The sequence below is a fragment of the Bradyrhizobium sp. GW821-FHT13H05 genome (genome assembly GCF_058804065.1).
On record NZ_JBXAPO010000024.1, the window covers coordinates 1 to 23,116 of the forward strand.

The window sequence follows — 23,116 nt, forward strand, 5'->3', positions numbered from 1 at the left end:
TTGAGGTCTTTTGCCCGCCCACGCAGTCCAAGCACGGCACCGATCCCTGCCTGCCGCGGCGCGGCGACGGCCCGGGCGTGTTGACCTGGCGGGCCCGGATGGCAAGCGAGGCGGGCAAGGCCCAGTACAAACCTCGCTCGATCTGCGAATGCATCCATGCCCGCTGGCGCAACTGGAACCTGCGGCTCCTTACAGTGCGCGGTATCCAAAAGGTCCACGCCGTCGTGCTATGGTACGCCCTGACCAACAACATCCTGCAAGGCAACCGACTCCAGCGGGCCGCCTAAACCGGCGCCCAAAGCCGATGCTTGCCTCCAAAAGAAGACGCCCCGCACTCCCATACAGGTCGCACCGTCGAAAGCTTCACAAGCTCTCAGGGTGACGGAAATGGAGCGACACTCGCTGCACCTATCCGGCATTGCGGGCGCCGGTTAGCTCTCGGTCTTCTCATCCAGCGCGAGCCGCGAGAACCTGAAATTGCAGTGGCTGGCGCCGCCCGCCAGCGTTTGCGTCCGCTCCAGGCGAATGCCGCGCGCGGCGTAGGCGACGAAGTCGAGCCCGCAGATGTTCGGCAGGATGTCCTTGTCGCCATCGCGCGCCGCGAGCTTGCAGAAGCCGCAGGCCTTGTAGTTGATGCCGAACTCGAAATTGTCCTCTGGACCCGGTTCGACGAAGTCGTAGATGAAATCTTCCGGAAACTCGATTCGATGGCTTTCAGTAACGCTTCTTGCCGCCTGCTCGCGCAGCAGGGCCTGGTTCTCCGGCGACATGAATTGGCGGCCTGCGGCGAGACGCTCCGCTTCAGGCGCGATCAGCAATTGCGCCTTGTAGGTCTCCCGCTCGATCTCGCCGATCACGGGCACCGGCACGCCATGCCGCCGCAGCACCCGGCTGATGGCCATGAACCCCGTCAGGCGCATGAAGAAATCGCTCATGCGGCTTGCCGCGCCGCCGACATAGGGCATCTGGGTGAGGACGATCTCGAATTCGTCCATCACGTCCTGCTTGATCCGGTCGATATCCGTGAGCTGCGCGCGCCCGCGCAACATCGCCTCGGCAATGTCGAGTCGCTCGCGCATGGCGGCTTCCATTGCGCCTCGATGCGTCTGGTAGAAGGGATGGATCATCTCAGCCATTGGACACCTGATCGAATTGGTCGTTGCAAGGGCGGTGACGCCGGCCTCATTCCGCGGCGATCGCCTCGATCTCCAGCAGCCACTTGCTGTCGACGGTCGCGACGACCACGACCGTCAGCGCGGGCTGGTGCTCCCCGAGCATCGCGCAGCGAACAGCGCGATTGGTCACGAGCTGGTTGCGATCGGTCAGGAACGTGGTGACCTTGACCAGATGCCCGACGCCAAGGCCGGCGGCAGCGAGCACGTTCTTGACGTTGCGCCAGGCCTGCGCGCATTGCGCCTCGAAACCCTCGGGCACCGTGCCGTCGGGATTTTCAGGCACCTGGCCGCTGATGAACAGCAGGCGGCGATGCTCCCTGACTTCAAGTCCCATGCAGTAGCCGCTGGCGGGCGGGTGAACCGTTGCGGGATTGTGGCTGACGATGTGGGCTGGGGGCATGGGGTTTCTCCGGATTGCGGGCCGACCGTATCCGGCGACATCGCCCCGGCGCAAAGCATCTTTCCTGCGGTTCAGCGCAAGAAAATCTATTGCAAGGCCGCGGTCCATCGGTGTCAAACTGCGGTGCGATGACCTACGCCCTTCCCCCGCTCAACGCGCTCCGCGCCTTCGAGGCCGCCGCCCGGCATCTCAGCTTCAAGCTCGCCGCGCACGAGCTGCACGTGACGCCCGCCGCCGTCGGGCAGCAGGTGAAAACACTGGAGGCGCGCCTTGGCGTGCCCCTGTTTGAGCGGTTGCATAAGCAGCTCATCCTGACCGCGGCCGGTCAGGCCTATCTGCCCGGTGTCTCCGAAGGCTTTCGCCACATTGCGCAGGCGACCTCGCAATTGAAACCGGTCGGCGCGGTGCTGCTGCAACTGGGCGCCCATGGCAGCTTCGATTTACGCCGTCTCGATCTGGCGGCGTTTCGCGGCGCGCATGCGGAGATCGGCTTGCGCGTGCTCCAGCCCGCCGGCCTGCATGAATTGGTCGAGGGCAAGGTCGATCTCTTGATCGCCCGCGGTCTCGGCCACCATCCGGGCTATCGCTGCGACCGGATCAATGAGGGATCGGGCCTTGGTGACTGGCTGATTGCGCCTGAAGGCACAGCGGATTGTCCCGAGATCGTCAGTTTTCGCGAATGGCTGCGCGGTCTGCCGGTTGAGAAGGCGCTCGCAAACCGCCGCCCTCGTCTGGTCGGCGCCGTCGGAGGTTGAGGCGTCCCCCGAAGCAGTAAGAAATCGCCGTCTAGAGCCCGCCTCCGACGAGGGCGTTTGCCCCGTCGAGCAGAGCATTCGCACGATATTGTCCAAGCAGCTGTGCCAGAAGCGTGAGCTCGTACTTGAGGCGTCTGTTCCTGCCGAGCGAGCTCCAGATCGGTCGTGAGAGGTGCCCCACTCCCACGAATGGTGCGGTACAACCTCTCAGAACTTGCTTTCCGTGTTGACTCCTACCCTTAGTTGCGTAGCAATTGATGCTTTTAAGGGGTTTGAGATGGGCAGCAGCGGTTCCGGCCGGATCAGTGACTATCCAGGTTCATCCGGTAAAGGCTCGGGCAAGTCGACAGAAGGCGGTGGAGGAAGTGGCGGAGGTCCGGACCGTTGTGCTCAGGCTATCGCTGTAGCGCTTGAAGACATTGAGCACTGCGATTTTTACAAGGCGAACGGAACAGTGCCCTCCCCGGGGCAGCAACTGCGGATAGCGCATAAGAAGCGCATTGTGGCGGAAACAGACGCAGGCATAACGGTCGGCAATCTTCCAACAATATACAATTACCTTGCGGGCTGCCTGAAGGATGGCTGGACGTACACCGGCACGGTCACTGCTTCAAATGGCACAGGCGCCGTCGCCACGATTTCCGCAGATTTTGCTCCCTCTTCGCAGCCATGACTACGACAGGTGGAGTACCGTTACTCATCGGCGAGGTCTTTGTTGACTTCACGATCACGCCGCGCGGTATGGAAAACAAGCTACGTCTTGGTGGCGTCGCTCACGCTGCCCGCGGTTTTTGGGCGTTAGGGCAAACATTCCGCGCAGCAATTATTCTACCAAGCTACTTAGAGCAGTTGACCCGCGACTACTTCGCGACGCTTGGATGTATCGAAGTAGTTCTTTTGGGGATAGTCACTGGCGCTCCCAACCTCACCTTGATCTTCGATGCGACCGAAGTGGCAGACCAAGAGTACGATACGCCGCTACGAGACGAAAAGGGGGTCAAGCTAATCGATATTTCAGCGACGTTGACGCACGCGGAACACGTGCTGATATTCCCGGGCTCGTTTAGTTTAGCCGATGTTTGCGCGATGCTACCCAGCAGCGCTCGCCTACACATTGATGTGGCTTATGACGTCGAGACGCCCAAAACACTCGTCGAAATCAACAGATCAATCGAGACTATTCTCATTTCAACGTCGTCACCATTATTTGCACGAACCCAAGATCAAACCCTTAGTGGTGTTGCAGCAGCTTTTGCGGGCTCCAAGCCGAATTACGTCGTTCTAAAACAGAACCGCGGGGGAGCCGAATTGCTCGACTGCTCAACTGATCCTCCCAATACTGCCGCACTTCCTGCACAACTCGGAACAACAATCAATTCAGTAGGAGTCGGCGATGTCTTCGCGGCCACGTTCCTGACGACCCTCCCTTTGGGCGCCGCTGTCGCAGGTTGGCGGGCTACTTATGCTGCCGCTGCCTATTCACAAACTACCCACCCCGATGTTTTCAAGAAGTACGTTGAGCGCGATCAGCGCCTTTCAATCGACGAGATGACTTCGCTCTGGGGCACATTTCTTCCATGGAGCGCGCGCCCGCTCCTACAGATCTATTTTGCAGCGCCCGACTTCGCCAAAGCCGATCGTAAAGCTATAGACGAGGCTCTGAAGGCATTGACGTATCACAATTTTGCGCCACGACGCCCTGTGGTCGAGAACGGCGAACTTCCACCAGACTCAGACGCGGCCACATTGCGGACCATATACGACAAGGATTGCGAGCTCCTCAAAAAGTGCGAGCTCGTATTTGCGGTGCCGACTGACCGTGATCCTGGCACACTAGTCGAGATCGGGCTCGCCATTGAGGCGGGTATCCCCGTTGTCACATACGATCCTAGCGGCAAAAACAATAATACGATGGTGATCGCAGGGTCCTCATTTTACTCAACCGATCTCGACGCCTGTCTCAACGCAACATTTCAGCTACTCAGCCAGGGTGAGAGTGAGGCTTGATGAGCGCGTTGCTTTTGTGTTCGGGCGGGCTCGACTCCACCACGGTCGCTTACTGGTTGGTAGAGAAGCGAGTTCGGTTTCAACCTGTCTTCTTCGACTACGGGCAGCACTGCGTCCAAAAAGAGTGGGAAACGGTACAAAAAGTGCTGCCGACCTCGGATCTGGCGTCGACCGTTCTACGGGTCGATATTTCCAGCATCTATCAAAATTCTACATCGAGATTGATCAACGAGCCAAATTTGTGGAAAGAGCACGTTGACGATGATGAGCTTTACATCCCTTACCGTACACTTTTGTTCTTTTCTGTAGGCGCCTGCATCGCTCAAACACGCGGCTTCGACACCGTCTACTCAGGCTTTATCAACAGCAATCATGCCAAAGAATTGGACTGCTCCGCCACTTTCCTTAACAGTTTGGACTCGCTTTCCCGTAATCTTGGGCCGATCAGATTCGAGCTGCCATTCCGAGACTGGAGCAAGGCTGACGTCGTCAGGCGAGCAAGTGAACTGAAAGTCCCTATTGGCAAGACCTATTCTTGTCAGCTCTTCAGCGATACGCCCTGCGGGGCGTGCCCTAATTGCGTTGAGCGACTTACCGCGATTGACTCTGTAAAACCATGAGACCATCCAAATCCGAGAGCGACGTTCTAAATGCACTAGGGTATGCGCGTCTGGTTGCGCAACTGGCCCAAGAGAAGGGCGTAGTTCGCAGCAACCAGTTGCATCGCGAGCCTGTACGCCATGTTGGCGCGATCCTCGCGGACGCAGCTCTCCAAGCCGGGCTCAACTACAGGACCGTTGTGAAGGTACGCATTGATAGGATTGTTCACAATTTTCCCGAAGCTGCGACCCTATCCGGAACATTCAATTCGATTGCCGCTATCGGCGTCTCTGAGTTCTTGCAATGGCATCACCACACCAAAGTGTCACGTTTTGTCTGCTTAGCAGAATTACTCATGCGCGAGAACGTCGATGACTTTCAGCAATTGCAAACATGGCTTCGGAGCCCAGCATGCCGTGAAAAGCTGCTCGCAATCCACGGCGTTGGGCCGAAGACCGTGGATTATCTCTGCGGTTTAGTTGGACTGGATTTCATCGCGGTTGATCGGCACATCAGGTCGTTTGCGCATGACGCCGGCGTGACAGCCGCGGACTATGATTTTCTTCAAACAGTGGTTTCTTATGCTGCAGATCTTCTAGGTGTTTCGCGGCGACATTTCGATGCGTCGATATGGACTTACGTATCCAATCAGAAAGCCGCGCCAAGAGCTGGGACTACGCTACAGCTCCCATTCGATGGCGCCATCGCTGTGGCATGACTAGTATGTTTGCATGACTCGCGCATTTGCCTGCCGTTGGGGCTCTCCTGCCGCAAGCTACATCTGCCTCTCTCCTAAAGACATCAGCTTTCCGTCGCGGCCAACACCGGCCCGCCCGCAATCTCCTCACTCCGCCAGCACCTCACCGTGTGCCCGTCGGGGCGCGTTTCCAGCACCGGCCCCGGCTCGTGGCGGCACATGTCCTCCGCGTAACGACAACGCGGGCTGAACGCACATCCGTTCGGCGGATTGAGTGGATTGGGAAGGTCGCCGCCCGTCGTCGCGAGCGGCGCATGGTGTAACGGATCAGGAATGGCCGCGATCAGGGCTTGTGTGTACGGATGCGCGGGCCGTTCAAAAATTTCGCGCCAGTCGCCATTCTCGACGATGCGGCCGAGATACATCACGGCGACCTTGTCGCTCATGTGCTCGACGACGCCGAGGTCGTGGCTGATCATGATGTAGGAGAGACCGAGCGTCTCCTTCAGCTCCAGCAGCAGATTGATGATCTGGGCGCGGATCGAGACGTCGAGCGCCGAGACCGGCTCGTCGCAGATGACGATTTTGGGATTGAGGATCAGCGCACGCGCAATGCCGATGCGCTGGCGCTGGCCGCCGGAGAATTCATGGGGATAGCGGCCCGCCTGTTCGGGCCGCAGGCCGACATGCCGCAACATCGTTGCGACGCGGTCCTCGATCTCGCTCTTTGCGGTCACGCCGTGCACGCGCAGGGGATCCTCGAGCGTGCGACGAACGGTCTGGCGCGGGTTGAGCGAGGCGTAGGGATCCTGAAACACCATTTGCACAATGCGGGCCAGCGCCTTGCGATCGCCGGATTGCCTTGATGTCACGACCTGCCCGTCCAGCACGATGCGGCCGCGCGTCGGCGTCAGGAGGCCAAGGATCGACAACGCGACCGTCGACTTGCCGGAGCCGGACTCGCCGACGAGACCGAGGCATTCGCCGCGCTTCAGCTTGAGATCGACACCATCAACGGCACGGAGCAGCCGCTGGCTGCGGCCCAGCAGACCGCCGCCGAGCGGAAAATGAACCGCGAGATCCTCGACGCTGAGAATGAGATCGTCCGCTCCGCCCTTATGCATCAGGGCAATCGCATATGGCGTGCACGATGCGGCGGCGTCGGCACTGGGCTCCCTCTCCCGCTTGCGGGCCGCGACGAGCTTCGCTCGCGCTGAGAAGGCTGGGGTGGGGGTGTCTCCGCGTCGGGGTTGTCGAGAATTGCGGAGGATATCCCCGTGGGGTGAGAGCCCTCACCCGCCGCGCTCTGCGAGCGCGTCCGCCTCTCCCGCAAGCGGGAGAGGCGGAGCAAGCCAACGCCGTCCTCGTGAAATCCATATGCGATTGCCCTGCCCTATGCATGGTGGTGACACCTGACCAAACCGCCAGCCTCGAGCAAATCCGCGGTCGGCACGACTGTCCGGCAAATATCGGTCGCCTGCGCGCAACGCGGATTGAACCTGCAGCCATCCGGAAAATTCGTGATGGCCGGGACGACGCCGGCGATCTCCTTGAGGCGGGTGCGGCCAAGCGCGGCGCGACTGCCCAGCCGCGGCAGCGAGTCGACCAGGCCCTGCGTATAGGGATGCGCCGGCGCACGGAAGATATCGGCCGAGCCGCGCTCCTCGACGATGCGGCCGGCATACATGACGGCGACGCGGCGGCAGACATTGGCGACCAGGCCGAGATCGTGGCTGATCATCAGGATCGCCGTGCCCCGCTCGGCACAGAGATTGCGCATCAGCTCGATGATCTCCGCCTGCACGGTGACGTCGAGCGCGGTGGTCGGCTCATCGGCGATCAGGAGATCCGGTCCGCAGGCGAGTGCGATGGCGATCATCACGCGCTGGCGCATGCCGCCGGACAGCTGGTGCGGGTAGTCCTTGACGCGGCGCTCCGGCGCGGGGACGCGAACATTCGCCAGCGCCTCGACCGCCAGCTGGTTGGCGTCCCGCCAGCTCTTGCCCTGGTGCAGCACGAACATCTCGGCGATCTGCCGACCCACCGGCGAGACCGGGTTCAGCGCCGTCATCGGCTCCTGGAAGATCATGGCGATGCGATTGCCGCGCAGCTCGCGCTGCCTGGCCGCGGAAAGGTGCTGGATCTCCCGGCCGTCAAACCGGATGGTGCCGGCGCCGATCGACAAGGGTTGCCGCAACAGGCCGATCAGAGCGAGCGCCGTGATGCTCTTGCCGCAGCCGGATTCCCCGACGAGGCCGAACGTCTCGCCGCGATCGATGCGGAACGAAACACCCTCCGCCGCCGCAACGCGCCTCGATCCGTCATCGATATCGATGCGCAAATCCTCGACTTCGATCAGCGGCGCGCCCGTCATGTGCGGCGGCTCCGCGACTGGGGATCGAGGATATCGCGCAGGCCGTCGCCGAGCAGGTTGAGGCCGAGCACCGTCAGGAAGATGGCAAGACCCGGAAACACCGAGAGCCACGGCGCCGTCGTGATCTGGTCGCGGGCCTCCGACAGCATGCTGCCCCAGCTCGGGAACGGCGGGCGGACACCGAGACCGAGGAACGACAAGGCAGCTTCCGACAGGACCGCGCTGCCCATGCCGAGCGTGCCGATGACGATGAGGGGGCCGAGCATGTTCGGCAGCAGCTGCGTGATCATGATGCGCACATCGCCATAGCCGAGCACGGTCGCGGCCTGCACATAGCCCTGGCTCCTCAGCGACAGCGCCGAGGCCCGTGCGATCCGGCAGGTGAAGGACCAGTTGGTCAGGCCAAGCGCGATCAGCAGGCTGGTCAGGCCGGGCCCGAGCACCGCCATGATGGCCAGCGCGAAGATCAGCGAGGGGATCGCGAGCATCAGATTGGTCAAGGCGTTGACGACATCGTCCCACCAGCCGCCAAAATAGCCGGCGCTCAGGCCCAGCGCCACGCCGATGACGCTGTTGATCAGCTGCGACACGATGCCGACCGTCAGCGAGATGCGCGCGCCATAGACGACGCGGGAATAGATGTCGCGGCCCTGCCCGTCGGTCCCGAACCACCAGGTCCAGCTCGGCGGCTCCTCGGCGTTCATCAGATTGGCGTCCAGCACGGGATCGGTGTGCGCCAGCCAGGGCGCGAGCAGGCCGACCAGGATCGCAAGCGCGAACAAGACACCACCGATGACGAGATTGGCGCGGAGCTTCATGCGTATCTGATCCTGGGATCGATCACGCCGTAGAGCAGGTCGATCAGCAGATTGATCGCGAGAAAGAACAGCACGACCACGAGAATGGAGCCTTGCACGGCGGGAATGTCGCGCTGGAGCACGCTGTCGACGAGCAGCGAGCCAATACCCGGCCAGGAAAACAATTTCTCGACGACGACCGCCTGCCCCATCAACGCGCCGAATTGCAGGCCCATGGTCGTGAGAATGAGGACCAGCGCGTTGCGCATCACGTGCCACTTCACGACCCTGGTCTCGCTCATGCCCTTCGAACGCGCCGTGCGGACGAAGTCCGCGTGCATGATCTCGAGCACCGCGGCGCGCGTCGTCCGGGCCAGCAGCGCCATCGGCGAGACGCCGAGTGTCACGGCCGGCAGGATCAGATATTTGCCGCCGCCGTCGCCATAACCAAAGCTCGGCAACCAGCCGAGTTTCAGCGCGAACAAATACATCAACAGCAGTCCGAGCCAGAACTTGGCCAGCGACAGGCCCGACACCGCCAGGACCATCGCTGCGCTGTCGACGATCCCGCCCGGCCGCAGCGCGGCGATGAAGCCCAAGGGCACGCCGAGCACGACCGCGAATGCCATGGATGCGAAGATCAGTTGCAGCGTCGGCCACGCCCGCTTGGCGATCATGGTCGTAACAGGCTCGCGCGTCCGGAACGAGGTGCCGAAATCACCGGTCGCAAGCCTGGCGATGTAAGTGCCGAAGCGCATGTAGACGGGCTGGTCGAGGCCGAGCTGCTTCTTCATGCGCAGCTCGACCTGAGGATCGGCGTCGTCGCTCATGGTCGAGGCGATGCTGCCGGGAACGACGCTGAACAGAACGAACACCAGCAGCACGACGGCAAGCACGGTCGGAATGGTTTGCAGAAGGCGACGGATCAAGAAGGAGAGCATCGGCACTTATCCTCTCTCCCTCCATCTGATGTCGCGATGAAGGGAGCGCGTGTCACTTCGCGGGCGAGGTCTCGTCGACCCAGAGGTCTTCGACGTTCTGATGGGTCAGCTCCGTCGCGTTGAGCTGAACGCCGTGGAGCCACGGCTGCACCGCCATGACGGCCTTGTTGTAGTTGAAGAACCAGACCGGCGCCTCGTCATAGAGCAGCGCATTGGCCTTCTGCAGCAGCTGGCCGCGCTTGGCGACGTCGTCGGACTGTCCGGCCTCGTCGACCAGCTTGTCGAAGTCGGGGTTCTTGAAGTTCATGTAGTTGCAGGCCGATTGCGGCGTCGACGAGTGGAAGCATTTGAGTGCGGCCTGGGGATCCGGGCCGGTCTGCTGGGAATAGACGTAGGCCTGGTAGTCGCCGCTGCGGACCACCTCCGACAGCACCGCGGCCTCGACCTGCTTGACCTTCGCCTTGATCCCCACCCTGTCCAGCATCGGGATGACGGCCGTGACGATCGGCAGGCCCCAGCTCTCGTTCTGGCTGGTGGTCCATTCGAACTCGAAGCCCTGGGGATAGCCTGCGTCAGCGAGCAGCTGCTTGGCCTTGGCGGGATCGTAGGGGTAAGGCTTCATGGTCTTGTCGTAGAGCGGCGAGGTCAGCGGCAGCCAGCTGGTGGCGCGATAGGCCTTGTTCTTGACCAGCTTGTTGATGATCAGATCGGTGTCGATCGCATAGTTGATCGCCTGCCGGACGCGCTTGTCGGTGAACGGCTTGAAGGCGGGATTCATCCCCATGTAGCGCGTGAAGACCTCGGCGACCTCGACGATAGTGCCTTTGAGGTCCGCGTCGGACTGATAGGCGACGTACTGCGCGGGACCGAGCACCGAGGTGTCGATCTCCTTGTTGCGGAAGGCGACGTCGCGTGCCGCGGCCTCGCCCATCACCGACACGATGACCTTGTCGGCGTAGGGCTTGCCGGGCTTGTAGAACCGGTCCCACCGCTCCAGCACGATGCGCGATCCCGGCACGTGCTCGACGAATTTGAACGGCCCAAGGCCGATCGGCTTCTGGATGAAACTTTCCTTGACGGCCTCGTCCGCAGGATAGATCGACGTCAGCGCGGTGAAAAAGTAGAAACCGGGATCGACCTTCTCGGTCAGCTTCATCTCGATGGTGAAATCGTCGATCTTCTTGAGGCCGGAAATCTCCTTGGCCTGGCCCTTCTCGACCGCGGCGGCGCCCTCGATCACGCGGACAAAGCGCGCGCCGGGATAGGCCTTGGCGCCGTCCATGATGCGGTTATAGGACCAGATCACGTCGTCGGCCGTCATCTTGCGGCCATTGTGGAAATAGGCGTCGTCGCGCAGCTTGAAGGTGTGAACGAGGCCGCCGCCCGAGACGACGTCCTCCTTGGCAAGCTCCAGCACCGGCTTTCCTTCTGCGGAATTCCAGATGTAGAGCGACCGGTGCAGCGCCTTGGCGAAAATCTCGTCCTGGGCGCGCTGGGTGGTGTGAATGTCGAGGCTGGTGAAACTCGATCCGTAGGGCGCGGTCATGCGGATGGTTCCGCCCTTGCGCGGGCTCTCGGCCTGCGCCGAGGTGGCAAGCGCCAGTCCCAAACCGGCGACGATCGCCACTATCCTGAACATCATGGTCCCTCCGGCACAGCAGGCGTATTCAGTCAGCGAGTTGACCATTCACCGCACGTCGAACGCAAGCTTCTCTTTTCGTCTTGATGGCGACCAAACCTTGCGCAGCCCCAGACGGAGGGTGGCTCGCTGCCGGTTCCGGAAGGCGGCCCCCCTCGCCCGGCGCCGGCGGTTGAAGCCGCCAACGGATGCGAGCCGCAGCCCGGGAGCCCCCGATTGAGGACCACACGCTCTAGCCGGTTGCGAAATCCGGTTGCCAATCGCGTAGCTTCCGCGCAGCACCTGTGACATCCGCGATGGCCGGGAATGTCCCCGTCTCCACCATCATCGCCCTGGCCAACCGCACCGCCCGTGCTTCGCTGATCGCCCGTTTGCGCGGGTCCTCGATCAGCTCGAAATCGATGTTGTGGGCGAGGCCGAAGATGCGGCGGATGGTTTTTGCGGCGGCGAAGCCGACGGTGTCGGCGAACAGCCGCTGCATGTAGGCCTGCCGTTCGGCCTCCAGACGCGCGGCGCCCTGCGCGCCGGTGAAGAGCGAGGCGGGATAGGCATCGCCGGCGGCTCCGGCGCGCCAGAGGTCGAGGAATTTTCGCGAAAATTCGGTCCAGACCGCTTCCACGGTCTCCAGTAACCAGCGCTCGAACCCAGCTCGTTCGCCCGGCGTTCGCTCGTGGCCAGCGGAGGCAAAATAGGCCATCAGCAGGTTGGCGAGCACGGCGCCGACGTCGAATCCCATCGGGCCGTAGAAGGCGAATTCGGGGTCGATCACCCGCGTCTGGCTCCCGGTCACCATGATCGAGCCGGTGTGGAGGTCGCCGTGGAGCAGCGCCTCGGGGCTTGCCATGAACTTCAGCTTGAGGCGACAGATCGCGACATGCAGCTCCATGTCATCGCGCAACAACGCAGCCAGGCCGTCGAGGTAAGGCGCGGTCCATCGGTTCTGTTCGGCGATGCGGTAGGGGTCGGTGAAGATCAAATCCTCGGTGATCTTGCAGAGCGCGTGATTGCCGGCGAAGGCCGCGATGCCCTGCTTCTTCTCAGCGGCGGACAGCGCGAGGTCGGAGGTGAAGAACAGGGTTCGCGCCATAAAGGTCGTGATGTCGTCGACGAAACGCGGGTACTGCGCCGCGGCAACCATCCCCTTGCGCATGATGATGTGAGGCTCGAGCAGCTCCATCACCGTCAGCGCCAGCGTCTCGTTGTGGTGCAGCAGAGCCGGCACGAGGCCGGGGGCGAGCTCGGCCTGCCGGGACAGAGCGAGGTATTCGTAATGAGCCCGCGACAGCGGCAGCGGCCAGCTTTCGCCGACGAGGCGGACATAGGGCAGCGCCTGCTTCACGGCGACGCCGCCACGGTCGCCCTTGACGATGAAGACGAGATTGAGATTGCCGTCGCCGACCTCGGTGATCGACCACGACACCGGTTCGGCGCCGAGCAGCGCCACGAGGTCCGGCACGCCGGCGAGATAATCCCGCAACGCCGCCTCATGCAGAATGCGGTAGTCCCCGGCCCGGTCTCCGGTCATGACGATCCATCCCATATATGGGCCGGATCGTTACTCCCGCTCCAGGAAGCTCGAGCCGATCTCGGCCTTTCTTTTGATGGGATCGTAATCGCAATAGACGCTGTCCGCCACCAGCGTGTAGCTGGCGCTGACGTTGTATTTGTCCAGCTTGACCGAGTTCAGGCCGATCACCGAGGTGCTCTTGCCCCCGTTCCACTTGAACGGCGTCGAGCTCTTGGCCTGCTCGCAGGCCATCACGGCTTCGTTGAAGACATAGCCCTCGACGAACGCCTTCAGCGTGCGCACCTGCACCGCCATCTTCCATTCGACATAACCGATCGCGCCGAGGCCGACGACGATCAGCACCAGCAGCGCGATGACGATCCTCTGAAAAGTCATATGGGTCCCCCAATAACGCAAACAGGAAATTCTAGAACGGCATTCCCATCAATTTCGACAGGCGCTCGATCGAGAGATAGCCGGCGTGATAGGCCGCGATGCCGATCCCGTGGATGATCGCCGAGATGATCGTGGTCCAGATCAGCTTGCTCCTCATCCGCGTCAGGACCGGCGCGCCGGGGTCGGTGCCGGGGGCGCCGACGCCGTCCTCGTGCTGGCTGCGCACGCCGAACGGCAGCGTCAGGAACAGCGCGATCCACCAGATCACGAAGTAGATCGCAAGCGCGGTCGAGAGCTGGATGGCCATGGGTGCGGCCTTACGCCTGCTCGATTTCGACCAGCGCGCCGGAAAAGTCCTTCGGGTGCAGGAACAGCACCGGCTTGCCGTGGGCGCCGATCTTCGGCACGCCGTCGCCGAGCACCCGCGCCCCTTCCTTCACCAGCGTGTCGCGCGAGGCGATGATGTCGACGACCTCGTAGCAGACATGATGGATGCCGCCGTCGGGATTGCGCTCGATGAATTTTGCGATCGGCGAGGCTTCGCCAAGTGGCTCGATGAACTCGATCTTGGTGTTGGGCAGCGTCGCAAACACCGTGGTGACGCCATGCTCGGGCAGCGGCACGGCCTCGGAGATCTCAGCGCCGAACGCCGCGCCGTAAATCTTTGCAGCCTTGATGGCGTCCCTGGTCGCGATCGCGACATGGTTGAGGCGACCCAGCATGTTTCTTCTCCCTTACACTGTCAGGACGTGTACCAGACAGGGGGGCTTTTTGCCCCAATGTTCGTTGATGACCGCCCGGACAGCGCGTCGCACCGACTCGGCCAGAGCATCCGCATCGCGGCGGCGCGCCTTCGGCAGGCCCTCGATGGTGGAGACCACGGCGTCGAAGACCAAATCGTCAAAGGGCTCGCCGGCCCTGTTCTTTTCGGGAATGCCGATGAGATCGACTTCGGGATCGTCGACAAGCTCGCCCTGCTCGGTCATGGCGACGGCCACGAAGGCGCAGCCGGAAAACGCCAGCTTGCGCCGCTCAGCCACCGCGCGGGACTTGGAGTCCTCCAGGATCGTGCCGTCCTTGTAGAGACGGCCGGAGGGCACTTCGCCGATGACGCCGGGATCGCCCGGGCCGAGCTTGATCAAGTCGCCATTGCGGACGACCAGCACGCGCGGCACGCCGGCGGCGCGCGCCAGCTTGGCGTGCTCGTGCAGGTGCAGCGCCTCGCCGTGGACCGGGATCAGGAGCTGCGGCTTCACCCAGGAAATCATGTCGCGCAACTCGTCGCGGCGGGGATGGCCGGAGACGTGGACCAGATGATCGCGGTCGGTGATGACTTCGACGCCCTGGAGCACCAGATTGTTGATGATCGAGCCGACCGCCTTCTCGTTGCCTGGAATGGTGCGCGAGGAGAAGATCACGCAATCGCCGCGGTTGAGGGTGATCTCGGGATGGTCGTCATTGGCGATGCGCGCCAGCGCCGCGCGGGCCTCGCCCTGGCTGCCGGTGCAGAGCGCCAGCACCTTGTCCTGCGGCAGATGGCCGTAGACGTCGATCGAGCGGAAGTTCTGCACGCCGTCGAGATAGCCGGTCTCGCGCGCGACCTGCGACACCCGGTCCATGGCACGCCCGACCACGACGACCTCGCGGTCGGCCGCCTTGGCGGCGTCGGCGACAGCCTTGATGCGCGCGACATTGGAGGCAAAGGTCGTCACGGCAACCCTGCCCTTGGCGGCCTTGACCAACCCGGCAATGGTCTTGGCGACCTCCGCTTCCGAGGGCGAGCGGCCATCGCGCACGGCGTTGGTGGAATCGCCGATCAGGGCGAGCACGCCCGCATCGCCCAATTCGCGCAGCCGCTTTTCGTCGGTCGGACGGCCGATGATCGGGGTCGGGTCGATCTTCCAGTCGCCGGTGTGCAGCACCGTGCCGACCTCGGTGTGGATCGCCAGCGCGTGCGATTCCGGAATCGAATGCGCGACCGGGATGAACTCGACGTTGAACGGGCCGATATCGACGCGCCCGCCTGATGGGACCACCGTCACCGGGATCTTCGGCGCGTTGCGCTCGGCCGCAAGTTTGGCCTCGAACAGCGCGGCGCTGAACTGGGTCGCATAGATCGGGCATTTCAGCTTCGGCCAGAGGTCGATGATGGCGCCGAAATGGTCTTCATGGGCGTGCGTGAGCACCAGGCCCATCAGGTTCTTGCGTTCCTTCTCCAGGAAGCTGATGTCGGGCATGATCAGGTCGATGCCCGGCAGATGCTCCTCGTCGCCGAAGGAGACGCCGAGATCGACCGCCAGCCAGGCGCGCTGCTGGCGGTTGCCGAGGCCGTAGATCGACAGGTTCATGCCGATCTCGCCGACGCCGCCAAGCGGCGCAAATACCAGTTCGTCAGGCCTTGCCATCACGCAGCTCCCACGGAGGCGGCCGAACCGAAGAACACCTCACCGGCCGCCACCGGCAGGCGTCGGCCGTCAGCGGTACGGACGATCAGGCAGCCGGTGTCGTCGATCGTGTCAAAGATGCCTTCCAGCGTCATCGTCCCCGTGTTGATCGCGACCCGCTCGCCGAGGCCGGCAGCCCGCTCCAGCCAGAGCCTGCGGATCTCGGCAAAGCCGCGGCCATTGTCCCAGATACCACGGAACTCGACCCAGGCGTCCGATAGCGCCGAGAACAGTTCTTCCGCGCTGATCTGGACGCCGAGCGCAGCCAGCGAAACGGCAGGCGTCGGAGTGCCTTCCGGCGCCCCCACGACATTGGTGCCGATGCCGACGACGATGGCGAGGCGATCATCGATGGCCTCGGCCTCCAGGCCGATGCCGACCAGCTTCTTGCCATTGGCGAGGATGTCGTTCGGCCATTTCAGGGCGTAGCGGGGACGGTCGGGACCAAGCCGCAGCGCGGCCTCGAGGCTGACCTTCTCCAGCGCGGCCTCCTCCGCCAGCCCCGCGGCAAAGCCGATGGTGGCGGCAACCGCAGGGGCGACGTCCAGGATCTCGAGGACGCTGGCGGCGAGATTGCCCTTTGGCGCGATCCAGGCGCGCTTGCGGCGGCCGCGGCCGGCGGTCTGGTCTGACGTCACGAACCACATCGGGCCGCGTTCGCCGGCCCTCGCGTGCTCGATCGCGTCGGTATTGGTCGAGCCGGTCCGTTCGAAAGCGGCGAGCTTGTAGCCCGCCTGGAGTGCGCGAGGACCGAGCGCGAACCCCATCCTAGAACAGCGACTTGGCGGCGGCGGAGGCGACGCTCACCACCGGCCCCGCGAACAGCGCGAACAGGATGGTGAACAGGCCCGAAACCGCCAGCACCGTCTTCACCTCGATGCGCATCGGATCGACCTGACCGGCCGGCTCGTCGAAGTACATCGTCTTGACGATGGTGAGATAATAGTAGGCGCCCACGACGCTCGAGAGCACGCCGATCACGGCGAGCGTGAACAGGTTCGCCTTGATGGCGGCGACGAACACGTACCATTTTGCGAAGAATCCGGCGAGCGGCGGGATGCCGGCGAGCGAGAACAGCAGCATCGCGAACATGAAGGCGAGCAGCGGGTTGGTCCGGGAGAGACCCGCGAAGTCGCTGATCCTCTCGACGGCCTGGCCATTGCGCTTCATCGCGAGGATGACCGAGAACGAGCCGAGCGTCATCGCGACATAGATCACGATGTACATCAAGACGCCCTGCGCGCCCTCCACCGTGCCGGAGGCAAGGCCGACCAGTGCAAAGCCCATGTGGCCGATCGAGGAATACGCCATCAGGCGCTTGATGTTGGTCTGGCCGATCGCGGCGAAGGAGCCGAGCACCATCGAGGCGATCGCCACGAACACCAGGATCTGCTGCCACTGCGAAACGATGCCCGGGAATGCGGTGAGCGTGACGCGGGTGAAGACGGCGAGCGCGGCCACCTTCGGCGCCGAGGCGAAGAAGGCGGTGACCGGCGTCGGCGCGCCCTCGTAAACGTCAGGCGTCCACATGTGGAACGGCACGGCCGAGACCTTGAAGCAGAGGCCGGCGAGCAGGAAGACCAGGCCGAAGACGAGGCCGATATTCGAGGCGGTGGCGGCTGCCGCGATGCCTGAGAAGGTCACCGTCCCGGTAAATCCGTAGACCAGCGACGAGCCGTAGAGCAGCATGCCCGAGGACAGCGCGCCGAGCACAAAATACTTCAGGCCGGCTTCGGTCGACTTTGCGTTGTCGCGGTTCGAGGCCGCCACGACGTAGAGCGCGAGCGACATCAGCTCAAGGCCGAGATAGAGCGAGATCAGATCGCCGGCCGAGATCAGCACCATCATGCCGAGCGTCGAGAGCAGCACCAGGATGGCGTATTCGAAGATGCGGCGGGAGGGATCGGACAGGAACTCGGTCGACAGCACCAGCGTCACCGCCGAGCCGATCAGGGCCAGGATCTTCATGAAGCGGGCGAAATCGTCTATGATGAAGCTGCCGCCGAAGGTGACCTGCTTGCCCGCGGGCAGCGTGTATTCGAGCACGCCGACCACGACCAGGAGCAGCACCGCCAGCGTGGTGACCGTCTTGGTGGTCTCCTGCCCGCGATAGGCCCCGAGCATCAGAAGCGCCATGGCGCCGACCGCGAGCACGAGCTCGGGCAGCACCGGCGCCAGTTGATAACCTGCAGTCGAAAAGCTCATGGCGATATCCTGACCTGCCCGATCAATGGAGCAGTGCGGCGGCCTTCACGGCCGTCACAGCGGTGTTGTAATTGTTGACGAGTTGCTGGACCGAGGCGGCCGACATGTCGAGCACCGGCTTCGGATAGACGCCGAACAGGATCGTCAGCGCGATCAGCGGGAACAGCGTCACGCATTCGCGCAGGGTGAGATCCTTCATGCTCGCCAGCGACGGCTTCACCAGCGCTCCGAACACGACCTTGCGGTACAGCCAGAGCGCGTAGCCCGCCGACAGGATCACGCCGAAGGTGGCGAAGAACGCGGTCGGGATCGAGACCTTGAAGGTGCCGAGCAGCGTCATGAACTCGCCGACGAAGCCGGAGGTGCCGGGCAGGCCGACATTGGCCATGGTGAAGACCATGAAGGTCAGCGCATAGAGCGGCATCCGGTTGACGAGGCCGCCATAGGCCGCGATCTCGCGGGTGTGCAGGCGGTCGTAGACGACGCCGACGCAGAGGAACAGCGCGCCGGAGACGATGCCGTGCGAGATCATCTGGAACACGCCGCCGGCGACGCCCTGCATGGTGCCGGCGAAGATGCCCATGGTGACGAAGCCCATATGCGCCACTGACGAGTACGCGATCAGCTTCTTCATGTCCTCCTGCATCAAGGCCACCAGCGAGGTGTAGATGATGGCGATGGCCGAGAGCGTGAACACCAGCGGCGCGAAGTCGTGCGACGCCAGCGGGAACATCGGCAGCGAGAAGCGCAGGAAGCCGTAGCCGCCCATCTTCAGCAGGATCGCGGCGAGGACCACGGAGCCTGCCGTCGGCGCCTCGACGTGCGCGTCGGGAAGCCAGGTGTGCACCGGCCACATCGGCATCTTCACCGCAAACGAGGCGAAGAAGGCAAGCCAGGCCCAGGTCTGCAACGACCGCGGCACGGCAGTGTGCATCAGGGTCGGGATGTCGGTGGTGCCGCCGTTCCAGTACAGCGCCATGATGGCGAGCAGCATCAGCACCGAGCCGAGCAGCGTGTAGAGGAAGAACTTGAAGGAGGCGTAGACCCGGCGCGGGCCGCCCCAGACGCCGATGATCAGGAACATCGGGATCAGGCCGCCCTCGAAGAACAAATAGAACAGCACGAGATCGAGCGCCGAGAAGGTGCCGATCATCAGCGTTTCCAGGATCAGGAACGCCATCATATATTCACGAACGCGGTTGGTGATCGCCTTCCAGCTCGCGATGATGCAGAACGGCATGATCGCGGTGGTCAGGATCACCAGCGGCAGCGAGATGCCGTCCACGCCCATATGGTAGGTGATGCCGGTGGCAAGCCAGCTCGCCTTCTCGACGAACTGGAAGTCGGCGTTGTTGGGATCGAAGCGCATGACCAGGATCACCGACACCGCGAAGGTGATCAGCGTGGTCCAGAGCGCGATCCAGCGCGAATTGCGCCGCGCCACTTCGTCATCGCCGCGGCTCAAATAGACGATCAGCGCGCCGACCAATGGCAGGAACGTCGTGACCGAAAGAATTGGCCAGGTTGTCATTTACTGGCCTCCAAAGCCGAACATGAACCAGGTGATCAGGCCGGCGGCACCGATCAGCATGGCGAAGGCGTAGTGGTAGAGATAGCCGGTCTGGATCTTCACGACGTTGCGGGTGACGTCCAGCACGCGGGCCGAGATGCCGTCGGGGCCCAGGCCGTCGATGATGAAGCCGTCGCCCTTCTTCCAGAGCTGGTAACCGATCCACTTCGCCGGACGGACGAAGATGAGGTCGTACAGCTCGTCGAAGTACCATTTGTTGAGCAGGAACTGGTACAGCATCGGCTGCGTGTTCGCGAGCTCGACCGGCAGATACGGCCGGCGGATATAGAACAGATACGACACCAGGAAGCCCAGCACCATCATCACCGTCGGCAGGAAGGCGATGTGCTCGGGGATGTGGTGCATCTCCTCGATGATGTGCGGGTTCATCTTCACGGATTCGCGGAAGAACTCCTCGATGCCGTGACCGGCGAACAATTCCTTGAACGGGAAGCCCGCGACGATCGAGCCGACCGCGAGCACGCCGATCGGGATCAGCATCCAGATCGGGGCCTCATGCGCGGCCTCGTAGTGATGCTCGTCATGCGGCTCGCCGTGGAAGGTCTTGAAGATCAGGCGCCAGGAGTAGAACGAGGTCAGGCCTGCCGCCACGATCGTCATCAGGAAACCGTACACCGCGAACGGGTTGTGCGAGGCGTAAGCGGCTTCGATGATCGCGTCCTTGGAGAAGTAACCGGCCGTCAGCGGGAAGCCGGTCAGGGCCAAGGTGCCGACCACCATCACCGCATAGGTGTAGGGGATCTTCTTCCAGAGGCCGCCCATGTTGCGGATGTCCTGCTCGTGGTGCATCGCGTAGATCACCGAGCCGGAGCCCAAGAACAGCAGCGCCTTGAAGAAGGCGTGCGTGAACAGATGGAACATGCCGACCGAATAGGCCCCTGCTCCCATCGCCACGAACATGTAGCCGAGCTGCGAACAGGTCGAGTAGGCGACGATGCGCTTGATGTCGTTCTGCACGAGGCCGATGGTCGCGGCGAAGAACGCGGTCGTGGCGCCGAAGAACATCACGACGGCCTGCGCGGTCGGGGCGAGCTCGAACAGCGGCGACAGGCGCGCTACCATGAAGACGCCGGCGGTGACCATGGTCGCGGCGTGGATCAGCGCCGACACCGGTGTCGGGCCTTCCATCGCGTCCGGCAACCAGGTGTGCAGCAGGAACTGCGCCGACTTGCCCATCGCGCCCATGAACAGCAGCAGGCAGGTCAGGGTCAGCGCGTCGGCGTGCCAGCCGAGGAAGTCGATGGTCTTGCCGGTGAGGCTCGGCGCAGCATGGAAGATCGTCTCGAAATCCGTCGAGGCGGTCAGCATGAAGATCGCGAAAATGCCGAGCGCAAAACCAAAGTCACCGACGCGGTTGACCACGAAGGCCTTGATGGCGGCAGCGTTCGCCGACGGCTTCTGGTACCAGAAGCCGATCAGCAGGTAGCTGGCCAGACCCACGCCTTCCCAGCCGAAGAACAGCTGCACCAGGTTGTCGGCCGTCACCAGCATCAGCATGGCGAAGGTGAACAGCGAGAGATAGCCGAAGAAGCGCGGCCGGTTCGGATCCTCGTCCATGTAGCCGATGGAATAGAGGTGCACGAGCGAGGACACGGTCGTCACCACCACCAGCATCACGGCGGTGAGCGTGTCGACCCGCAGCGTCCAGTAGACCTGGAGGTCACCGGAGAAGATCCAGGGCAGCAGCTGGATCCTGACGTCGTGGTGCATGAAGCCGACATCGACCAGCGTCATCCACGACAGCGCCGCCGACACGAACAGCAGTGCCGTGGTGATCAGTTCCGCTCCGCGCGACCCCGCCGCGGCCGGCTCGGCCGGGCCGTGGTCGTCATGGGCGTGATCGTCGTGGCCATGGTCATCATGGGCCGCCGACGCATGAGCGTCGCCGTGGCCATGATCGCCGTGATGCTCGACCTCGTCGCCGGAGGGGTTACGGGCATGTGCGCCGAACAGCGCGATCAGGCCGGCCAAGATGGCGCCCAGGAGCGGCAGGAAAACGATTGCCTGAACCATGACTGAGCTCAGCCCTTCATCAGATTGACGTCCTCAACCGCGATTGAGCCGCGGTTGCGGAAATAGACCACCAGGATGGCGAGACCGATCGCAGCTTCAGCAGCCGCGACGGTGAGCACCAGAAGCGCGAAGACCTGGCCGACGATGTCGCCGAGGAAGGTCGAGAACGCGACGAGGTTGATGTTGACCGAGAGCAGGATCAGCTCGATCGACATCAGGATGACGATGATGTTCTTGCGGTTCAGGAAGATGCCGAGGATCCCGAGCGTGAACAGGATCGCGCCGACCGCCAGGTAATGTCCGAGCCCGATCGTCATTTCACCCACTCCGCCGCATCGGCATCCGAGAGCCCCTGCCCCGGCGCCACCTTCCGCATCGCCATCGCCATCTCAGGCGTGCGCGCGTTCTGAACGTTGATGTCCTGCCGCTTCACGCTCGCCTTGTGGCGCAGCGTCAGCACGATGGCGCCGATCATGGCGACCAGCAGCACCATGCCCGAGAGCTGGAAGTAGTGGATGTACTTCGTATAGAGCACCAGCCCGAGCGCCTCGGTGTTGGAGACGTTGGTCGGGATCGCCGCCGTGATGGTCTTGGCGACGCCGGGGTTGATGACCCAGAAGCCGACGGTGAGCAGCAGCTCGAACAGGAAGATGCCGCCGATCACGAGGCCGACCGGGAGGTACTCGATGAAGCCCTCGCGCAGCTCGAGGAAGTCGACGTCGAGCATCATGATCACGAACAGGAACAGCACCGCGACCGCGCCGACATAGACGACGATCAGCATCATGCCGAGGAATTCGGCGCCCATCAGCACGAACAGGCCGGAGGCGTTGACGAAGGCCAGAATCAGAAACAGCACGGAGTGCACGGGATTGCGCGAGACAATCACCATCACCGCCGAGGCGACGCAGACGCCGGCGAAGAGATAGAAGAACAGCGCGGGAAGGATCATCGAGAAACTCCCGTCATTCCGGGGCGCGCGCCGGCGCGAACCCGGAATCCAGAGATTGTGGCGCGAGATTCCGGGTTCGCGCTTCGCGCGCCCCGGAATGACGAAAGGATGGCGGGAAGGATCATGCTCTCATCTCACCGGTACGGCGCGTCGAGCTCGATCGCTTTTGCGATCTCGCGTTCCCAGCGGTCGCCATTGGCGAGCAGCTTGGCCTTGTCATAGAACAGTTCCTCGCGGGTCTCGGTCGCGAACTCGAAGTTCGGACCTTCGACGATGGCATCGACCGGACAGGCCTCCTGGCAGAGGCCGCAATAGATGCACTTCACCATGTCGATGTCGTAGCGCACGGTGCGGCGGGTGCCGTCGTTGCGGCGCGGGCCGGCCTCGATGGTGATGGCCTGCGCCGGGCAGATCGCCTCGCACAGCTTGCAGGCGATGCAGCGTTCTTCGCCGTTCGGATAGCGGCGCAGCGCGTGCTCGCCACGAAACCGCGGCGAGATCGGGCCCTTCTCGAACGGATAGTTCAGCGTCGGCTTCGGCTGGAAGAAATAGCGCATGGCGAGGAAGAACGCCGAGACGAATTCCGACAGCAGAAGCGAGCGTGCAGTGGCGTTGATATTGAT

At 63.0% G+C, this 23,116-nt stretch carries 25 protein-coding genes; 6 read left to right on the forward strand and 19 right to left on the reverse strand.

Features of this window, described 5'->3' with window-relative positions:
- Positions 1 to 287 (forward strand): transposase (locus AC1RR3_RS37370; RefSeq protein WP_492830152.1); only part of this gene is annotated, 287 nt, incomplete at its 5' end.
- Between the two features lie 144 nt (positions 288 to 431).
- Here AC1RR3_RS37370 and AC1RR3_RS37375 read toward each other — a convergent pair.
- A complete protein-coding gene (locus AC1RR3_RS37375) occupies positions 432 to 1,136 on the reverse strand; it encodes an L-2-amino-thiazoline-4-carboxylic acid hydrolase (RefSeq protein WP_492830154.1) in 705 nt (234 codons plus the stop codon).
- A 46-nt stretch (positions 1,137 to 1,182) separates the two neighbouring features.
- Positions 1,183 to 1,575 (reverse strand): RidA family protein, encoded by a 393-nt coding sequence (locus AC1RR3_RS37380; protein ID WP_492830156.1) that lies wholly within the window; start codon positions 1,573 to 1,575, stop codon positions 1,183 to 1,185.
- Positions 1,576 to 1,703: 128 nt separating this feature from the next.
- On the opposite strand from AC1RR3_RS37380, the gene AC1RR3_RS37385 reads away from it, so the two are divergent.
- The 5 genes from AC1RR3_RS37385 (at position 1,704) to AC1RR3_RS37405 (ending at position 5,655) form a co-directional block, all read left to right on the forward strand.
- Positions 1,704 to 2,330 (forward strand): LysR family transcriptional regulator, encoded by a 627-nt coding sequence (locus AC1RR3_RS37385; RefSeq protein ID WP_492830158.1) that lies wholly within the window; start codon positions 1,704 to 1,706, stop codon positions 2,328 to 2,330.
- 277 nt (positions 2,331 to 2,607) lie between these two features.
- Positions 2,608 to 3,003: a hypothetical protein gene (locus tag AC1RR3_RS37390; RefSeq protein WP_492830160.1), complete on the forward strand. Its 396-nt coding sequence runs from the start codon at positions 2,608 to 2,610 to the stop codon at positions 3,001 to 3,003.
- Entirely contained in the window at positions 3,000 to 4,337 is a 1,338-nt protein-coding gene (locus AC1RR3_RS37395; RefSeq protein WP_492830162.1) for a nucleoside 2-deoxyribosyltransferase, read from the forward strand. The genes AC1RR3_RS37390 and AC1RR3_RS37395 overlap by 4 nt, the downstream gene beginning before the upstream one ends.
- Positions 4,337 to 4,957 (forward strand): 7-cyano-7-deazaguanine synthase, encoded by a 621-nt coding sequence (locus AC1RR3_RS37400; protein ID WP_492830164.1) that lies wholly within the window; start codon positions 4,337 to 4,339, stop codon positions 4,955 to 4,957. The genes AC1RR3_RS37395 and AC1RR3_RS37400 overlap by 1 nt, the downstream gene beginning before the upstream one ends.
- The gene (locus AC1RR3_RS37405) at positions 4,954 to 5,655 is read left to right on the forward strand and encodes a DUF8548 family protein (RefSeq protein ID WP_492830166.1); all 702 of its coding nucleotides are present in this window, start codon (positions 4,954 to 4,956) and stop codon (positions 5,653 to 5,655) included. The genes AC1RR3_RS37400 and AC1RR3_RS37405 overlap by 4 nt, the downstream gene beginning before the upstream one ends.
- Positions 5,656 to 5,738: 83 nt before the next feature.
- Here the strand turns inward: AC1RR3_RS37405 and AC1RR3_RS37410 are convergent, their stop codons facing one another.
- The 17 genes from AC1RR3_RS37410 to nuoI all read right to left on the reverse strand — a co-directional run bounded on the left by AC1RR3_RS37410 (position 5,739) and on the right by nuoI (position 23,116).
- Positions 5,739 to 6,758, reverse strand: coding sequence for an ABC transporter ATP-binding protein (locus tag AC1RR3_RS37410; RefSeq protein ID WP_492830168.1), 1,020 nt, complete (start codon positions 6,756 to 6,758; stop codon positions 5,739 to 5,741).
- Between the two features lie 269 nt (positions 6,759 to 7,027).
- On the reverse strand, positions 7,028 to 8,008 hold the full coding sequence (locus AC1RR3_RS37415) for an ABC transporter ATP-binding protein (protein ID WP_492830170.1): 981 nt from the start codon (positions 8,006 to 8,008) through the stop codon (positions 7,028 to 7,030).
- Positions 8,005 to 8,826, reverse strand: coding sequence for an ABC transporter permease (locus AC1RR3_RS37420; RefSeq protein ID WP_492830171.1), 822 nt, complete (start codon positions 8,824 to 8,826; stop codon positions 8,005 to 8,007). The genes AC1RR3_RS37415 and AC1RR3_RS37420 overlap by 4 nt, the downstream gene beginning before the upstream one ends.
- Positions 8,823 to 9,746, reverse strand: a complete 924-nt coding sequence (locus AC1RR3_RS37425) for an ABC transporter permease (RefSeq protein WP_492830173.1) — start codon at positions 9,744 to 9,746, stop codon at positions 8,823 to 8,825. The genes AC1RR3_RS37420 and AC1RR3_RS37425 overlap by 4 nt, the downstream gene beginning before the upstream one ends.
- Positions 9,747 to 9,798: 52 nt before the next feature.
- Positions 9,799 to 11,388 (reverse strand): ABC transporter substrate-binding protein, encoded by a 1,590-nt coding sequence (locus AC1RR3_RS37430; RefSeq protein WP_492830175.1) that lies wholly within the window; start codon positions 11,386 to 11,388, stop codon positions 9,799 to 9,801.
- Positions 11,389 to 11,617: 229 nt separating this feature from the next.
- Entirely contained in the window at positions 11,618 to 12,910 is a 1,293-nt protein-coding gene (gene mtnK / locus AC1RR3_RS37435; RefSeq protein WP_492830176.1) for an S-methyl-5-thioribose kinase, read from the reverse strand.
- 30 nt (positions 12,911 to 12,940) lie between these two features.
- Entirely contained in the window at positions 12,941 to 13,288 is a 348-nt protein-coding gene (locus tag AC1RR3_RS37440) for a hypothetical protein (protein ID WP_492830178.1), read from the reverse strand.
- A 31-nt stretch (positions 13,289 to 13,319) separates the two neighbouring features.
- On the reverse strand, positions 13,320 to 13,595 hold the full coding sequence (locus AC1RR3_RS37445; protein WP_492830180.1) for a DUF1467 family protein: 276 nt from the start codon (positions 13,593 to 13,595) through the stop codon (positions 13,320 to 13,322).
- A gap of 10 nt (positions 13,596 to 13,605) precedes the next feature.
- Positions 13,606 to 14,010, reverse strand: a complete 405-nt coding sequence (mce, locus tag AC1RR3_RS37450; RefSeq protein ID WP_492830182.1) for a methylmalonyl-CoA epimerase — start codon at positions 14,008 to 14,010, stop codon at positions 13,606 to 13,608.
- A gap of 12 nt (positions 14,011 to 14,022) precedes the next feature.
- On the reverse strand, positions 14,023 to 15,693 hold the full coding sequence (locus tag AC1RR3_RS37455) for a ribonuclease J (RefSeq protein ID WP_492830184.1): 1,671 nt from the start codon (positions 15,691 to 15,693) through the stop codon (positions 14,023 to 14,025).
- Positions 15,693 to 16,499: a biotin--[acetyl-CoA-carboxylase] ligase gene (locus tag AC1RR3_RS37460; protein ID WP_492830186.1), complete on the reverse strand. Its 807-nt coding sequence runs from the start codon at positions 16,497 to 16,499 to the stop codon at positions 15,693 to 15,695. Before AC1RR3_RS37460 ends, AC1RR3_RS37455 begins: the two co-directional genes overlap by 1 nt.
- A 1-nt stretch (position 16,500) precedes the next feature.
- The gene (nuoN, locus tag AC1RR3_RS37465; protein WP_492830188.1) at positions 16,501 to 17,937 is read right to left on the reverse strand and encodes an NADH-quinone oxidoreductase subunit NuoN; all 1,437 of its coding nucleotides are present in this window, start codon (positions 17,935 to 17,937) and stop codon (positions 16,501 to 16,503) included.
- A 22-nt stretch (positions 17,938 to 17,959) separates the two neighbouring features.
- On the reverse strand, positions 17,960 to 19,468 hold the full coding sequence (locus tag AC1RR3_RS37470; RefSeq protein ID WP_492830190.1) for an NADH-quinone oxidoreductase subunit M: 1,509 nt from the start codon (positions 19,466 to 19,468) through the stop codon (positions 17,960 to 17,962).
- Complete coding sequence (nuoL, locus tag AC1RR3_RS37475) at positions 19,469 to 21,541, reverse strand: NADH-quinone oxidoreductase subunit L (RefSeq protein ID WP_492830192.1); 2,073 nt, start codon at positions 21,539 to 21,541, stop codon at positions 19,469 to 19,471.
- Between the two features lie 8 nt (positions 21,542 to 21,549).
- A complete protein-coding gene (nuoK, locus tag AC1RR3_RS37480) occupies positions 21,550 to 21,858 on the reverse strand; it encodes an NADH-quinone oxidoreductase subunit NuoK (RefSeq protein WP_008547737.1) in 309 nt (102 codons plus the stop codon).
- A complete protein-coding gene (locus AC1RR3_RS37485) occupies positions 21,855 to 22,493 on the reverse strand; it encodes an NADH-quinone oxidoreductase subunit J (RefSeq protein WP_492830195.1) in 639 nt (212 codons plus the stop codon). Before AC1RR3_RS37485 ends, nuoK begins: the two co-directional genes overlap by 4 nt.
- 134 nt (positions 22,494 to 22,627) lie before the next feature.
- Positions 22,628 to 23,116 (reverse strand): NADH-quinone oxidoreductase subunit NuoI, encoded by a 489-nt coding sequence (nuoI, locus tag AC1RR3_RS37490; RefSeq protein WP_027529879.1) that lies wholly within the window; start codon positions 23,114 to 23,116, stop codon positions 22,628 to 22,630.